This is a genomic window from Bacillus mycoides, from assembly GCF_000832605.1.
Lineage (GTDB): Bacteria > Bacillota > Bacilli > Bacillales > Bacillaceae_G > Bacillus_A > Bacillus_A mycoides.
This window is the reverse complement of record NZ_CP009692.1, coordinates 600,988-616,287: the sequence shown is the minus strand read 5'-3', so window position 1 is coordinate 616,287 and position 15,300 is coordinate 600,988. Positions and strand designations below refer to the sequence as shown.

The following is a 15,300-nucleotide window of genomic DNA, read 5'->3' as shown; positions in this document are numbered from 1 at the left end:
TTCTCAAATTTGGAGCGCATTGCTCCTCTTTCTCGATTTACCTGGGCCTTCTTGTTATCACAAGAAGACTACTTCATTTGTAGCAGTGTAAGTAACTAGCATGTTCAAGCCTTCTAGACAAACACCTTAAATGAGTTACTTACACTTTATTTATTTCAATTTAACGCTCTTACTTAATTAAATCGCCAACAAATTTCGGTAATGCGAATGCTGCATTGTGTAATTCTTTTGTGTAATATTTCGTTTCGATTTCATGGAAACGCTCTTCACTTACTTCTAATGGATCATGTTTTTTAGATCCGATTGTGAACGTCCAAAGTCCACTTGGATACGTCGGAATGTTTGCTGTGTATAGACGAGTAATTGGGAAAATCTCTTTTACGTCTTTAAACACAGTTGTAATTAGTTCTGGTGTAAACCAAGGGTTGTCCGTTTGAGCAACGAAAATACCATCTTCTTTTAACGCTTTAGAAATTCCAGCGTAGAAGCCTTTTGTAAACAGGTTTACTGCTGGGCCTACTGGCTCAGTAGAATCTACCATAATTACGTCATATTCATTTTCGCTTTCTGCGATGTGTAGGAAACCGTCTCCTACTTTTACTTCTACACGCTCATCATCTAATGCGCCTGCAATTGATGGTAAGTATTGTTTAGAGTACTCAATTACTTTTCCATCAATTTCAACAAGAGTTGCTTTCTTTACGCTTGGGTGTTTTAATACTTCACGAATAACACCACCATCGCCACCACCTACTACTAATACGTTTTCAGGGTTTGGATGTGTAAATAAAGGTACGTGCGCTACCATTTCATGATAAACGAACTCGTCCTTTTCTGTTGTCATAACCATGCCATCTAAAATAAGCATGTTTCCGAACTCTTCCGTTTCAACCATATCAAGTTTTTGGAATTCTGTTTGCTCCGTATGTAATGTGCGGTTAATACGCGCCGTAATTCCAAAATGCTTTGTTTGCTTTTCAGTGAACCATAGTTCCATCGTACAATCACGCCTTTCAATGCAAATTTATAATAGGGACATCATTAATGTCCCCTAACAAAAATAAAACAAAACATCCAAAAAGTATAGTTAAAAGTACAAAAATACCGAAAATATATTTTAGTCAGAGGGTTCTAACATATATGTGAAAAGGGATTGCTCTGTAATAGGAAAGAAAACCCTTTCTTAAGAAAGGGTTTGTGTCTCTATTTCTACCGGTTTACGAATCGGAATTAAGATCATTACGCAACCAACTAACACAACAATTCCACCGACTAAAAACGGACTTTGTGGTGAAACTGTATGACCGATGACTCCTGATAAAATTGGAGCAATCGCGCCTCCTAACCAACGAACGAAGTTATAAACACCTGATGTAACAGATCTTTCATAAGGTGAAATATCCATTACATAACTTGTAAATAACGCGTTATTTAAGCCTGATGCTAATCCTGATAGGACGATTAACACGATTTGTAACCACATAATTTTAACGAAGAATAGTGCAATTAAGAAAATCGCAAATACGAGTAAACTACCTTTTAACAATGTTTTTGGTTCATATTTACCTTCTAGCTTATGCGCTAAAATTGCTGATCCGTAAGCTAATGCTAATCCCCATCCGCAAAATACAAATCCTAATTGAATAGCAGATAAATGCATAATAAGTGGTGAATATGCTAACACGACGAAAAATCCGTAGTAGTATAACATTCCCGAAATAGCACCTTGCATAAACGGTTTATACTTCACCAGGTTAAGTAATTCTCCTACGCCTGCCGCTTTACGCTTCACTTTTCGCTCCGGTTCTTTTACAAAAAAGAAAACTAAAATAAATGCTAAAGAAATTAAAATACTCGTCGCAAAAAATGGGTAACGCCAAGAATGTCCACCTAATATACCACCTAACAATGGGCCACCTGCCATCCCTAAACCGATAGCTGCTTCATATAATCCTACTGCTTCATGAACTTCTTTACTTAATGCAATTAATAATGTCATCGCCGTTGCGAAGAACATCGCATTTCCTAATCCCCACCCCGCGCGGAAAAGAGATAATTGAGCAATCGTTTGCGATATACCACATATAAATGCAAATACAGTTACAATCGCAAGACCGATCGTCATCATTCGTTTATCACCAAATCTTGATGCAAATATTCCAGCTGGTAACATCATAATTGCCATCGTTAAAATATATGCTGTAAATAACATCTCGACTTGCCAATGCGAAGCACCAATTTGTTCAGCAATACTTGGTAAAATTGGGTCGACTACTCCTATACCTGAAAAGGCAAGGAAGGTAGCCACCACTGTAATCAATCTCCCTAATTTTTGTTTGCTCTCCATTTTGATTACTCTCCTTTTGTATTCTCTAAAAATGTAACTGCACGGCTTAAACTATCCTCTAGCTCTGCCTTAACACGCTGCATTTGCTCCATTTTTTCGTCTAACGTTTGCACTTGTTTTTCAAGCATCTCTTTAATTTCTTGAATCACTTCACGGTCACGCGGATTCTCACTATTTCTTCTTTGTTCCATTCTTTCTTTTAACGATAAGAAATGTTGCATTTCTTGAAGCGTAATTCCTAGTACTTCTTTCGCTTCCACAATCCTTTTAATTCTCGCAATGTCCTCGTCTGTATACAGGCGAATGTTCCCTTCACTGCGTTCTGGGGGATGAATTAAACCAATTTCCTCATAATAACGAAGTGTACGCTTTGTTAAACCAACTTGCTTTGTTACTTCATCAATTTTATACATGTGTATTCCTCCCTTCACTGATTATTACATTTTACGTTAACGTTAACTTTTGTGCAACTGTTATACTTTTGTAAATGTTTGTCATATGAATTGTATTTTTCTCAAAGCAGTTTCATAATGAAAGAAAAGAGATGATAAGGAGATTTCCACATGAATAAACCACTTATTTTCGCTCATCGCGGGGTAAAAGGAACACACCCAGAAAATACGATGATTGCCTTCCAAGAGGCTGAACGCATTGGGGCTCACGGAATTGAACTTGATGTTCATCTATCAAAAGATGGTGAACTAGTTGTTATTCATGATGAAACGGTGGACCGCACAACAAATGGCGTGGGACTTGTTTCTGAGAAAACTGTAGAGGAATTACAAGCTTTAGATGCTGGTAGCCATAAAGATCCTTCTTTCCATGAGGCGAAAATCCCAACATTACGAGAAGTATTTATTTGGCTCTCTACAACAAATTTACAACTTAACATTGAATTAAAAACAGATGTTCTTCATTATCCAAATATTGAAGAAAAAGTTGTTGCTCTTGTTCGTGAATATCATCTATCCAATCAAATTGCATTTTCATCATTTAACCACGATTCCGTTTCATTATTAGCAGAAATTGCTCCAGAAATTCCAAGAGCGATTTTGTACGATACACCACTTGCAGATCCTATTGCTGAAGCAAACAGGCGCGAGGCGACTGGATTACATCCAAACTTTCAATTATTAACGAAAGAGTTTGTCCAATTAGCACAGGGGCAAGGATACGTTTTTCGTCCTTACACCATTAATGAATATAAAGATTTACAAACTATGATTGACTATGGTGTAGATGTCATCATTACCGATTGGCCAGCACGTGCCTTTGAGCTCCTTTCTTAATTGAAGGGGCTTTTTTGTTTTCAAAATTTCATTGTTTAAAATAAACGAAAACCCTCAATACTAATACAATAATGCTTGTATTAATGAGGGGCTGAAAAAGATGGATCAAACTATGAATCCAAAACTTAAAAAATATAAACGTCTTTTCTTCACCGTAATGTTTTCTTGTGTTCTTTTTTTCGTTTTTTCCTTTTTTATTATCATTATAGCTGCAAAAATTATGGGGCCTCCCCCTGTTGCAGTGCCGCAAACGAGTGTCTTTTACGCTAATGATGACACTGTTATAGGGCAAAGTAATGAAACACAAAAGCGCTATAATGTATCTCTTGATGAAATTTCTCCTTATGTAAAAGAGGCAACACTATCTATTGAAGATCAACGATTCTACAAACATCATGGATTTGATATAAAGCGCATTGTTGGTGCCATTGTTGCCGATTTAAAAGCAATGGCAAAAGTACAAGGTGCTAGTACTATTACACAACAGTATGCTCGTAACCTATACTTAGATCATGATAAAACGTGGAAGCGTAAACTATTAGAGGCAATGTATACCGTTCGCCTTGAAGTGAACTATAATAAAAATCATATTTTAGAAGGATATTTAAATACAATTTATTACGGGCATGGTGCTTACGGAATCGAAGCTGCTTCTCGCCTGTATTTCGATAAAACTGCAAAAGAATTAACATTAGCGGAAGCTAGTATGCTCGCAGGCATTCCGAAAGGACCTAGCTTCTACTCTCCCTTTTTAAAAGAAGAGCGTGCTAAAGGGCGTCAATCTCTCATACTAGATGAAATGGTAGAACAAGGTTATATTACAAAACAGCAAGCTGCCTCGGCAAAAAAGGAACCGCTAACTTTCGCCTCATTAGATACGAAAAAAGTGGCAGAGGTCGCGCCTTATTTCCAAGATGCTGTACAAGCTTCTCTTCTTCGTGATATCGGATTAGATGAGCAAGCCTTACAGCGAGGTGGCTTACGTATTTATACAACGCTAGACCCTAAATTACAATCTGTAGCAGAGCAAGCTGTAAAAAATCATATACCTGAAACAACAAACATCCAAACTGCCCTCGTCTCTATGAATCCAAAAACGGGTGAAGTGGCTGCCCTTGTTGGTGGAACTGATTATAATACGAGTCAATTTAACAGGGCTACACAAGCCGCTCGTCAGCCCGGGTCTACATTTAAGCCGTTCTTATATTATGCAGCCTTAGAACGAGGATTCACCCCTGCCACACGCTTAAAAAGCGAATACACTATATTCACTTTAGGTGACGGTGTTTCCAAATATAAACCGAAAAATTATAAAAACTATTATGCAGACGACTTTGTGACAATGGCACAAGCACTCGCTGTTTCTGATAACGTATATGCTGTGAAGACAAATCTATTTTTAGGTGAAGACATTCTTACAAAAACAGCGAAGCAATTCGGTATTACTAGCGCATTAAAAGATGTTCCGTCTCTTGCTCTCGGCACATCTCCTGTAAAACCAATTGAAATGGTCAATGCTTATAGCATGTTTGCAAACGGCGGGAAAGAAGTAAAACCAATCTTTATAAGGCGCATCGTTGATCATGAAGGAAATATGCTATACGACGCTCATTTAGAAAGTAAACAAGTTCTAGATAAAAGCAAAGCCTTTGTGATGGAAGAAATGATGGCAGGCATGTTTAATAAAAAACTAAGCAGTTATGCCGCTGTGACCGGTCAATCGATGTTATCAAAACTATCAAGAACATATGCTGGAAAGTCTGGTTCTACAGAAACTGATAGTTGGATGATTGGATTTACCCCGCAGCTCGTAACAGGGGTTTGGATTGGATACGATCAACCTAAATCCATTTCAAACGTAGCAGAACAAGGATACGCAAAAAAAATATGGACCGATACAATGGAAAAAGGATTAGATGGACAGCCTAAACAAGAGTTCAAACAACCAGCAGATGTTGTTGCAGTCGATGTTAATCCTGAAAACGGTAAGATTGCTACAAAAAATTGTCCCATTTCTGTGAAAATGTATTTCGCAAAAGGTACAGAGCCAACAGAGTATTGTATGGATCACGTTGATGATAAGGAAGAGTTCGAAAAGGTTAGTGAAGAGAAGAAAAAGACGGGTTGGTGGAAAAAATATCTCCCGTGGTAAAAAAATAGCTGACGGAAATCCGTCAGCTATTTTTATTCGCCTAATAATGCGTGGCGCAATTCTTCACTAGATTCGTTCCAAATTGCTTCATTATGCTCTTTTAAGAATGTACCAAGTACTTTTTTAGATGATTCATCCATATGATCAATCATGATGTGACGCTTTAGTGATTTATCCATTTTATTTACATGCTCTGGAAGTGATTTATATCCGCGGCGAATTTCACGATCAACTGTCATTTCACAGGCTGTTGCACCTGCGTAATAAGCACCGTTTGGTGTTCTTTCAATTGTTACCCAAACAAGCCAAAACGGTTTTCCGTTTGGAACTTCATCTTTATTTGTTAAAAACTTAATTCCTTTTTCTACTGTACTACGCGCATGCATCGCACCGATATCAACGAACGCAGTTTTCTCTAATACATCAACAAATACAGGAGAAATATTTTCTAAACTTAATGCCCCAACGCCAAAACCACCATGTCCATCTGTTGAATCATTTTTCACGATATTAAAACCGATTTTTTTCTTTTTCTCTGTCATATGTAAACTCCTCCTCGCTTAATGATTAAAAAAGCCTGAAAATAGGCGCAATGATATTTTGTAAAAATACTAATACATATGGAATAACAACATTGAAAATAGGTTGAATTGTGTAATTGCTAAGCGGTGTAATAACAAGAATTAATAACGCAATTGATCCATACTTTTCATACTGTGTCATTTTCGCACGAATATTTGCTGGTGCTAAATCTTCCACAACGCGATAACCATCAAGTGGCGGGATTGGTAATAAATTAAATACAAGTAAAACAATATTAAGCATAATAAAAATTTGGAAAAATTGATCCAGCGTATCTGCTACTGCAAGTGGCATCGCATCTAACACACCAAATGTTATTAAGCTATACCAAATAATTAAACCAATTGCACTTAAGATAAGATTACTTATCGGTCCCGCAATAGAAACTAATATTCCTGCAAGACGCGGTCTTTTAAAGTTATATGGGTTAACAGGCACGGGTCTTGCCCAACCGAATCCAAGAATTAATACAGCAATCATACCGATAAGATCTAAATGAGCCATCGGTGATAACGTTAAACGCCCTTGCTTTTTCGCTGTATCGTCTCCAAATTTATATGCAACATACGCATGTGCAAATTCATGCACAGATAGCGCAATAATAATCGCCATTGCTACCAACGGAATTTGTTGCAATGGGTATCTAAATAACTGATCCATACTTCATCTCCTCTTCAATATGTCAAAAAAAGAAATTATTTGTTTTTCCGATTGTTCTTCCTCATAATCCGCTATAATAAGAGTGTAACTTACATAAAAGGAGCGATTATATATGCCATACGTAACAGTGAAAATGCTAGAAGGACGCACAGAAGAACAAAAGAAAGCTCTTGCTGAGAAAGTAACAGCAGCAGTAAGCGAAACAACTGGTGCTCCTGAAGAAAACATCGTTGTTTTCATCGAAGAAATGTCTAAAAACCATTATGCAGTTGGCGGAAAACGCTTAAGCGACAAATAATTTCAAGTTTTTTCATAAGAAGCAGCTCTTAGCTGCTTCTTATTTCTTTCCTTCTAACAACTCGATAATTCTCTCTTTATATTTTCCTTTTCTTCCATCTTCATAGATTAAATCATGCGGATAGAATAGCTTTTGATCCGTTCGCTTCTTACCTGTAATCGCCTCAACAATATCCGATTCACGCGAAAGCTCTCTAAGTTCCCCGTTCGGCATAAGAAGTAAGATTGGCAGACGCTCTTCTTCTTCTCCTGCGCGGTAAAAGTCATACGGTAAGTCTGATGTTGAATCAACAACTAAATAATACTCTGGGTCTAGTCCAATTTTTTTAAATAAGCTACTTAGCTCCATCCAATTATCTAAACCGTGCTTATCTGTAAACTCCACATATTTAAATAGATTTCGATTCATAAAACGACGGCATAAGTCACTTAAAATCGGATCTTCTTCCTCTTGCCATACTTGGAAGTAATAATACATTACGTTCTCGTCTAGCTTTAAATAATCCTCTACTGTTACTTCTTCTTCAAATAAAGAATAGAAATGAACAGGATGATTTTTAAACGCATAATACTTCTCATGCAACGATTTAGCTCGGTGTAAAATCTTCGTTAAAATTACTTCTGCACTACGTGTTACCGGATGAAAATATACTTGCCAATACATTTGATAACGGCTCATAATATAATGCTCTACAGCATGCATACCACTATTTTTAATGACAACTTGATTACCGTACGGGCGCATGACACGCAGTATACGTTCCATATCAAAGTTCCCATACTTTACACCAGTAAAATATGCATCTCTTAATAAATAATCCATACGATCGGCATCAATTTGGCTCGAAATCATACTAATCGCTAATTTATTAGTAGATGTTTTCGCAATTACATCTGCTACCTTTTGCGGGAAATCCTTATCCACACGGCTTAACACACGATTAATTTCCGTATCACCAACGATAATCTTTTGCGTAAATTTCTCATGATCTAACGAAAATACTTTTTCAAACGAGTGAGAAAATGGGCCGTGACCGACATCATGAAGTAATGACGCACATAAACATAACAATCTATCTTCAGCATTCCAGTTCGGTCTGCCATCAAACACATCATCAATCATACGACGAATAATTTCATATACACCTAACGAATGAGTAAAGCGACTATGCTCTGCACCGTGAAATGTAAAAAATGTCGTACCAAGCTGCTTAATACGGCGCAAGCGTTGAAATTCTTTCGTTCCGATTAAATCCCAAATAACGCGATCACGCACGTGTACATATTTATGTACTGGGTCTTTAAACACTTTTGTTTCGCTGAGTTTGTCGTTTAAATATACCACTTTCCGACATCCCCCTTTCTTTACTGCATTCTTACTATATATTATAAACGATATAGGAAACAGAAAGAAATGAAAGACTATATTAATTCCTGTTATATAAAGAAAAATCACCTTTACCAAAGCAAAGGTGATTTTTCTTTATATATTATTTTCCTAAAATGAACTCAGTAACTTCGTCTAGGATCATTTCTTTACCTAGTGGGAAGTATCCTTTGTTTACATCTTCATTACTGATTGTAAATACATGGTTGTTTTTAACAGCGTTCATATTTTTCCAAATTGATTCTTCTTGGAATTCTTTTAGACGCTGAGAACCGTCACCAGTTGTAAATACGAATAAGTAATCTGGGTTGTAATCAATTAAAACTTCTTTTTGTATTTGTACTAACGGTTTATCAGTTGGTGTACCTTTAACTGCTGGTAATTTTAAATCACCAAAGATTACGCTACCGTAACCGTAGTCACCGTATACACGGAATGCATTTGGATATGCAGCCATTTTCATGAATGTTGCATCGCCAGTTTTAGCAACGATTTTGTCATGTAATTTGCTTGCTTTTTCATCATACTTTTTGAACCATTCTTTTGTTTCTTTCTCTTTACCTAAGATTTGACCTACTTCTTCGAATTTTGGACGCCATTGGTCTAATGGAGTTTTTAACATAACTGTTGGTGCAATTTTAGATAATTGATCATAAATCTTTTCTTGACGATTGTTTACAATAATTAAATCTGGTTTTGCAGCAGCCACTGCTTCGATGTTAATTTTATCGCCCCACGCAGAACCAACCGGTTTTACATCTTTCAATTTCTTCTCAATATGTGAATCAATTTTTTCTTGTGTTGTATTTGCAGTAATAATCGGTTTCATACCGAAAATTAATAATTCTTCTGTTGAACCACTAAGGTCAGCAATTTTCTTTGGATTTGCAGGAATTTTAATTTCCCCTTTTGCGTGTTGTACAGTGCGCTCTTCAGTTTTCGCATCTGCTTTCTTTTCTTCTTCTTTGTTAGAACAAGCTGCAAATAGTACAGAAGTAACAACTAGTACCATTGCTAATAGTGCCATTTTAAAATTCTTCATATTCCGACTCCTTCTAGCTGTATTTCTCTTATAATTTGCATGTAACTATAAGAAACGAAACAACATTTAATTAATATATTTTTATTAGTTGTTGTTTATAACCCGTTCTAACGGGCGTTCAACTTCCCATCCGTGGGTAAGAGCTCAACGTCCATTAGAACTCCCCCTCTCACCTCTTTAAGAGGGGGAAATTCTATTAATTATGCTTTTTTACGCAATTGATTATTAATCATCGCTAAATCGTATGTTAAACAAATTGGTTTACAATTTACTGGACATGGAACGATTTGCGCTTCAATCTCAAATACGTTACGAAGTGTTTCACTCGTCATAACTTCATCTGGCGTTCCTTGTTTCATTAACTTACCTGCTTTTAATGCAATCATATGATCAGAGAAACGAGAAGCATGATTTAAATCGTGAATAACCATAACAATCGTTCTGCCTTCTTCTTTGTTTAACTTCTTCAGTAAGTTTAATACCTCAAGTTGATGAGCCATATCTAAGTATGTTGTTGGTTCATCTAACACAAGTAAATCTGTTCCTTGTGCAAGAGCCATCGCAATCCATACACGTTGACGTTGACCACCTGATAAAGCTTCTGCTGGACGATTTGCGAATTCTGTCATCCCCGTCACTTCAAGTGCCCAATGAATGTAGCGATAATCCTCTTCTTTCAATGTTCCAAATCCTTTTTGATGAGGAAAACGTCCATATGAAACAAGTTCAAACACAGTAAGGCCTGTTGGCACTTCTGCAGTTTGTGGTAAAATCGCCATTTTCTTTGCGATTTCTTTCGTTGGCTGTTTCTCAATTGCTTTTCCATCAAGATAAACAGTACCTCGTTTTGCTTTCAAAATACGAGAAGCCGTTTTTAATAATGTGGATTTCCCACAACCATTTGGTCCAATAATCGTTGTAATTTGTCCTTCCGGAATTTCAACTGTTAATCCATCTATAATTAACCCTTCATTATACCCAACAGATACCGCATCAACTGCTAAAGTTGCCATACAAAAAGCCTCCCTTTATTTTGTTCTCATAAGTAAATATATGAAATATGGTGCACCAATTACAGAAATAACAAGACCGACCGGTATTTCTGAAGTTGGTAACACACTTCTTGAAATTACATCTGCAAATAAAAGCAAGAACGTTCCTATTAATGCAGCCGTTGGTAACATAATTTGATGTTTACCACCAACGAGGCGTCTCGCTAAATGCGGAGCCATTAAACCGATAAAACCAATGCCTCCCGCCACCGCAACAGATGCACCAGCTAAACAAACTGCAATAAATAATAATTTACGTCTTTCCTTTTCTACGTTTACACCAAGGCCAACTGCTGTAGAGTCGCCTAAATTCATTACATTTAATATGTGCGCTTTACTAATGGCAAGTGGTAAGAAAATAATCATCCATGGGAGTACACTTAGTACGAACTTCCAATCTGTTCCCCATAAACTTCCTGCCAACCAAATCGTTGCAAAACGGAAGTCGTTAGATGTCATCTTCATAGAGAAAATTAAACTAACCGCACCAAATCCGGCTGCAACAGCGATACCAACAAGAATTAATCGAGTTGATGAAACACCGTCTTTCCATGCTAGTAAATAAATAATAACCGCTGCTAATATCGCACCAACTAGCGCGAAGAATGGAAGGATAAATACAGATAAAAATGTACCAGTTCCAACTTTTCCAAAGAAAAAGTAGACGAATACAACAACTGTTAATCCCGCTCCGGCGTTAATACCTATAATACCTGGATCAGCAAGTGGGTTTCGTGATAGCCCTTGCAAAATTGCACCTGACATAGCTAATGCAGAACCAACTAATATAGCAATAACCATACGCGGCATACGAAATTCAAATAAAATAACAGATTGATCTTCTGCACCTAATCCAACCAATGACTTTAACACATCTATTGGAGGAATTTTAAATGTTCCTGTATTTAAACTTATTAAAAATACAGCAACAATTAATCCTACTAAAATCGTTAAAATAGAAACGTTCTTTTTTGTTAAGACGCTCGTCCTCACATCTTTCCTCTCCCTTCATTACGTGCTAAGTAGAGGAAGAATGGCACCCCAATTAGCGCTGTAATTGCTCCAATTGGCGTTTCAAATGGTGGATTAATAACGCGAGATAACATATCTGCACATTCAATTAGCAATCCACCTAAGACCGCAGAACATGGAATAACCCATCTATAATCTGAGCCTACAAGGAAACGAGTCATATGCGGAATTACAAGTCCAACAAATCCAACTGATCCTGCCATAGAAACCGCAGAACCTGTTAATACAAGAACAAGTACTGTTCCGATAAATTTAATTAATGTCGTATTTTGACCAAGTCCAATCGCAATTTCTTCACCAAAGCTTAAAATTGTGATATATCTCGACATCATAATTGCTATAATGAGACAAACAAGACCAATCGGTACTAACATATTAATACTTTGCCATTTCACTCCGGCAACACCGCCTGCATTCCACATACTTACCTCTTGGGCAAGGTTGAAATACAATGCAATTCCAGATGAAATTGCCCCTAATAAAGCACTAATTGCTGCACCTGCTAAAGCTAATTTTACAGGCGTTAATCCACCTGGTGAAGAAGACCCAATACCATATACAATGCTCGCTCCAAACGCAGCTCCAATAAAAGATGCGATAACAAACATTAAATAAGGTGAATTAGGGAAGAATGCATACATAATTGCAATTCCGAATACAGCACCATCTGTAATCCCCATTAACGATGGAGATGCAAGTGGATTTCGTGTCATACCTTGCATAATTGCACCTGATACCGCTAAAAAAGCACCTGCAACTACGCCCCCTATTGCTCTAGGCATGCGAAGTTCCTGAATTACGTTATGGTGCGTTATGGAACCATCAAACTGAAATACAGCTTGCCAAACGGTCTTTAAACTAATATCTGCTGCACCAAACGAAATAGAAACTGCCATACTTAAAGCTAACAAAATTGTGCCTGCTATTAAAATAATAGAAGCAACGAGCGGTCTGCTCTTAATCTCTTTAACATTCACATCTTGCTGTTCTATACTCCTTGCGCTCGCTTCCATCCCTCAACCATCCTAACCAACAACATATATTTAATAAAATGAAATTTATTCTCAAATAATAATAAAAAAATTAGGTGAATTGACCTTTTTCATGATAATGATTATCAGAATCAGACACTTTCTATTCTACCTACCACGTCAAAAGACTGTCAACCATTATTTTGAAATACGAATTCATACAAAACGCTATCTTATGGACATAAAAAAAGAAGAGTAATCTGTTCACTCTTCTTTTTCTTACTTATTTAATTTTGCTTCAATTTTTACAATTAATTCGTCTTCTGTTGGAGCCGCAACTGGACGATTATTTACAAACGCGAATGATTTTTTACGACCAGGGCCACAGTAAGACTGACATGCAACCTCAATCGTTGCACATGAATCTACTTTTTTTAACTTCGGAATCAACGTTTTAACGTTCGTTGCCTGACAATCATCACACACACGAAATTCGTTTCCCATTATATATAACACTTCCTCTATTTTAAACTTTTCACAAGTACATTTAAAAATAAACACTAAATGGTATTTTACCGCTCTTTGAAGCTTGTTGCAAGTCTCCGGGCGTAGCCCTATTCCTATATAAAGCTACCTATTTTTTATATTTTCTCCTTCAAAAGCTTTCATCATTCATAGCCACATTTCTTCTCTTCATTGAAATCTACCATATTTTTAAAAGCTTTGTATAAAAGCTCATTTTTTTGCCCATTATAAAAATAGGAAGTTCATAAAAAGAAAGGGAGTTGAATCTATGAAAGTAAGACAAGATGCTTGGACAGACGAGGACGATTTATTACTTGCTGAAACGGTGCTTCGCCATGTTCGAGAAGGAAGTACTCAATTAAATGCTTTTGAAGAAGTAGGAGATCAGTTAAATCGCACATCTGCTGCTTGTGGTTTCCGCTGGAATGCTGTTGTTCGCTATAGCTATGAACAAGCTCTTCAACTAGCAAAAAAACATCGTAAAGATAAAATGCGTGCTGCGGGCGGTGAACAGACAAAAAAACGTTTGCTTTACACACCACCAGCTTCAGCGGCGGCGATAACTGATTATGAAGAACACGTACCGTATGAAACAGCTGTTCAATATACAGAAGCTACTCCATATCAAAAGCCGACTGTCCCTGCTCCAAAAAGCTCAATAACAATGCAAGATGTTATTTACTTTTTACAAACAGTTGGATCTTCAAATATAAAAGTAACAGCTCTTGAAAACGAGAATACGAGATTGAAACAAGAAATTAAAACGCAAATCCTGCGAAATGAAGAACTAGAAAAGAAACTAGAAAAATTAGAACAACAATCTCATACTGTACAAGAGGATTACGAAACACTTATGAATATTATGAACCGTGCTCGTAAATTAGCAGTAATGGATGATGAGGAACGCTCACAAACATCTTTCCGCATGGATCGAAACGGTAACTTAGAAAAAATTGCAGAATAAAAAGGATGCATGCAATGCATCCTTTTTATTCTTTCACCTCTAAACTTCCCTTTATATATGAAAAAACCCCTTTCTACATTTTTTGCTATAATAGAGATTGTCATTTTAAAAATAAGGGGTTAGTTATATGAGCAATTCCCGTTCGATTTTATCTCAGCCAGAGTGGCGTATTGTAGATCAGTCTAGTTTAGGACCAACTTTCCATGCACTTCAGTCATTCGCAATGGATGACACGTTATGCACAAGTATTGGAAATGGTCTATCCGCTGCAACAATGCGCTCTTGGGTTCATCACAATACAATTGTTCTTGGCATTCAAGATTCACGCCTACCACATTTAGAAGAAGGTATTTCCTTTTTAAAAGAAAACGACTTCAATGTTATCGTTCGTAATTCTGGTGGACTTGCTGTCGTACTTGATGAAGGTGTTTTAAACGTATCACTTTTATTCCAAGAAACAGAAAAGGGTATCGATATCGATCTTGGATACGATACGATGTGGCATTTAATTAAGGAAATGTTAAAAGATTACGATGTGACTATCGAAGCAAAAGAAATTGTTGGTTCTTATTGTCCTGGTAGCTACGATTTGAGCATTCGCAATCAAAAATTTGCTGGTATTTCTCAGCGCCGTATTCGCGGAGGCGTTGCTGTACAAATTTACTTATGTGCGACAGGAAGCGGATCTGAGCGTGCCGCACTCGTTCGTGATTTTTACAACGTAGCAATTCAAGGCGAAGAAACAAGATTTACGTATCCTGAAATTGTACCGAGTACGATGGCTTCACTATCTGAATTACTTGGCGAAACAATTACAGTGCAAGATTTAATGATGCGCCTTTTAAAAACGTTGCAACAATTCACTCCAAAGTTAACATCATCTCAGCTAACAGTAGATGAAGTTCCTTTATATGAGACGAATTTACAACGTATTATTGACCGTAATAATAAGGCACTTGGTTTAGAAAAATAGAAACCAAAAAGACCACCCTATTTCAAA

Annotated in this window: 16 protein-coding genes; 5 read left to right on the top strand and 11 right to left on the bottom strand. The window is 36.9% G+C overall.

Going from position 1 to position 15,300, the window contains the following annotated elements; genetic code table 11:
* Nucleotides 1-169 precede the first annotated feature (169 nt).
* The 3 genes from speE to BG05_RS05015 all read right to left on the bottom strand — a co-directional run bounded on the left by speE (nt 170) and on the right by BG05_RS05015 (nt 2,760).
* Nucleotides 170-997 carry a polyamine aminopropyltransferase gene (gene speE / locus BG05_RS05025; RefSeq protein ID WP_000424693.1) on the bottom strand — a complete coding sequence of 276 codons (828 nt, stop codon included), beginning with the start codon at nt 995-997 and terminating at the stop codon, nt 170-172.
* 186 nt (nt 998-1,183) lie between these two features.
* Nucleotides 1,184-2,347 (bottom strand): MFS transporter, encoded by a 1,164-nt coding sequence (locus tag BG05_RS05020; RefSeq protein ID WP_002184504.1) that lies wholly within the window; start codon nt 2,345-2,347, stop codon nt 1,184-1,186.
* A gap of 5 nt (nt 2,348-2,352) precedes the next feature.
* Nucleotides 2,353-2,760 carry a MerR family transcriptional regulator gene (locus tag BG05_RS05015; protein WP_002016353.1) on the bottom strand — a complete coding sequence of 136 codons (408 nt, stop codon included), beginning with the start codon at nt 2,758-2,760 and terminating at the stop codon, nt 2,353-2,355.
* 150 nt (nt 2,761-2,910) lie between these two features.
* Between BG05_RS05015 and BG05_RS05010 the strand changes: the two genes are divergently transcribed.
* Entirely contained in the window at nt 2,911-3,636 is a 726-nt protein-coding gene (locus tag BG05_RS05010) for a glycerophosphodiester phosphodiesterase (protein WP_002184503.1), read from the top strand.
* Between the two features lie 100 nt (nt 3,637-3,736).
* On the top strand, nt 3,737-5,788 hold the full coding sequence (locus BG05_RS05005; protein WP_002184502.1) for a transglycosylase domain-containing protein: 2,052 nt from the start codon (nt 3,737-3,739) through the stop codon (nt 5,786-5,788).
* 32 nt (nt 5,789-5,820) lie between these two features.
* On the opposite strand, the gene BG05_RS05000 is transcribed toward BG05_RS05005, so the two are convergent.
* Nucleotides 5,821-6,330, bottom strand: a complete 510-nt coding sequence (locus tag BG05_RS05000; protein ID WP_002016357.1) for a YwhD family protein — start codon at nt 6,328-6,330, stop codon at nt 5,821-5,823.
* Between the two features lie 25 nt (nt 6,331-6,355).
* A complete protein-coding gene (locus BG05_RS04995; RefSeq protein ID WP_002184501.1) occupies nt 6,356-7,030 on the bottom strand; it encodes a site-2 protease family protein in 675 nt (224 codons plus the stop codon).
* 112 nt (nt 7,031-7,142) lie between these two features.
* On the opposite strand from BG05_RS04995, the gene BG05_RS04990 reads away from it, so the two are divergent.
* Nucleotides 7,143-7,328, top strand: a complete 186-nt coding sequence (locus tag BG05_RS04990; protein WP_001147171.1) for a 2-hydroxymuconate tautomerase — start codon at nt 7,143-7,145, stop codon at nt 7,326-7,328.
* Between the two features lie 39 nt (nt 7,329-7,367).
* Here BG05_RS04990 and BG05_RS04985 read toward each other — a convergent pair whose 3' ends face one another.
* The 6 genes from BG05_RS04985 to BG05_RS04960 form a co-directional block, all read right to left on the bottom strand.
* Nucleotides 7,368-8,672: an HD domain-containing protein gene (locus tag BG05_RS04985; RefSeq protein ID WP_002130105.1), complete on the bottom strand. Its 1,305-nt coding sequence runs from the start codon at nt 8,670-8,672 to the stop codon at nt 7,368-7,370.
* A gap of 145 nt (nt 8,673-8,817) precedes the next feature.
* The gene (locus tag BG05_RS04980) at nt 8,818-9,756 is read right to left on the bottom strand and encodes an ABC transporter substrate-binding protein (protein WP_033734345.1); all 939 of its coding nucleotides are present in this window, start codon (nt 9,754-9,756) and stop codon (nt 8,818-8,820) included.
* A gap of 200 nt (nt 9,757-9,956) precedes the next feature.
* Nucleotides 9,957-10,769, bottom strand: coding sequence for an ABC transporter ATP-binding protein (locus BG05_RS04975; RefSeq protein ID WP_000212073.1), 813 nt, complete (start codon nt 10,767-10,769; stop codon nt 9,957-9,959).
* Nucleotides 10,770-10,784: 15 nt separating this feature from the next.
* A complete protein-coding gene (locus BG05_RS04970) occupies nt 10,785-11,801 on the bottom strand; it encodes a FecCD family ABC transporter permease (RefSeq protein ID WP_002130107.1) in 1,017 nt (338 codons plus the stop codon).
* A complete protein-coding gene (locus tag BG05_RS04965; RefSeq protein WP_000388282.1) occupies nt 11,798-12,853 on the bottom strand; it encodes a FecCD family ABC transporter permease in 1,056 nt (351 codons plus the stop codon). The genes BG05_RS04970 and BG05_RS04965 overlap by 4 nt, the downstream gene beginning before the upstream one ends.
* Nucleotides 12,854-13,090: 237 nt before the next feature.
* The gene (locus BG05_RS04960) at nt 13,091-13,315 is read right to left on the bottom strand and encodes a YuzB family protein (protein ID WP_000526075.1); all 225 of its coding nucleotides are present in this window, start codon (nt 13,313-13,315) and stop codon (nt 13,091-13,093) included.
* Between the two features lie 289 nt (nt 13,316-13,604).
* On the opposite strand from BG05_RS04960, the gene BG05_RS04955 reads away from it, so the two are divergent.
* Nucleotides 13,605-14,300, top strand: a complete 696-nt coding sequence (locus tag BG05_RS04955; RefSeq protein ID WP_002016365.1) for an RsfA family transcriptional regulator — start codon at nt 13,605-13,607, stop codon at nt 14,298-14,300.
* A 127-nt stretch (nt 14,301-14,427) separates the two neighbouring features.
* On the top strand, nt 14,428-15,273 hold the full coding sequence (lipL, locus tag BG05_RS04950; RefSeq protein ID WP_002034931.1) for an octanoyl-[GcvH]:protein N-octanoyltransferase: 846 nt from the start codon (nt 14,428-14,430) through the stop codon (nt 15,271-15,273).
* Nucleotides 15,274-15,300 lie beyond the last annotated feature (27 nt).

Bases quoted from the DNA above. Each gene is read 5' to 3' on its own strand.
- BG05_RS05010 (WP_002184503.1), top strand. From the start codon at position 2,911: ATGAATAAACCACTTATTTTCGCTCATCGCGGGGTAAAAGGAACACAC.
- BG05_RS05005 (WP_002184502.1), top strand. From the start codon at position 3,737: ATGGATCAAACTATGAATCCAAAACTTAAAAAATATAAACGTCTTTTC.
- BG05_RS05015 (WP_002016353.1), bottom strand. From the start codon at position 2,760: ATGTATAAAATTGATGAAGTAACAAAGCAAGTTGGTTTAACAAAGCGT.
- BG05_RS04975 (WP_000212073.1), bottom strand. From the start codon at position 10,769: ATGGCAACTTTAGCAGTTGATGCGGTATCTGTTGGGTATAATGAAGGG.
- BG05_RS04980 (WP_033734345.1), bottom strand. From the start codon at position 9,756: ATGAAGAATTTTAAAATGGCACTATTAGCAATGGTACTAGTTGTTACT.
- BG05_RS05020 (WP_002184504.1), bottom strand. From the start codon at position 2,347: ATGGAGAGCAAACAAAAATTAGGGAGATTGATTACAGTGGTGGCTACC.
- BG05_RS04965 (WP_000388282.1), bottom strand. From the start codon at position 12,853: ATGGAAGCGAGCGCAAGGAGTATAGAACAGCAAGATGTGAATGTTAAA.
- BG05_RS04995 (WP_002184501.1), bottom strand. From the start codon at position 7,030: ATGGATCAGTTATTTAGATACCCATTGCAACAAATTCCGTTGGTAGCA.
- BG05_RS04990 (WP_001147171.1), top strand. From the start codon at position 7,143: ATGCCATACGTAACAGTGAAAATGCTAGAAGGACGCACAGAAGAACAA.
- BG05_RS05000 (WP_002016357.1), bottom strand. From the start codon at position 6,330: ATGACAGAGAAAAAGAAAAAAATCGGTTTTAATATCGTGAAAAATGAT.
- lipL (WP_002034931.1), top strand. From the start codon at position 14,428: ATGAGCAATTCCCGTTCGATTTTATCTCAGCCAGAGTGGCGTATTGTA.
- BG05_RS04960 (WP_000526075.1), bottom strand. From the start codon at position 13,315: ATGGGAAACGAATTTCGTGTGTGTGATGATTGTCAGGCAACGAACGTT.
- BG05_RS04955 (WP_002016365.1), top strand. From the start codon at position 13,605: ATGAAAGTAAGACAAGATGCTTGGACAGACGAGGACGATTTATTACTT.
- speE (WP_000424693.1), bottom strand. From the start codon at position 997: ATGGAACTATGGTTCACTGAAAAGCAAACAAAGCATTTTGGAATTACG.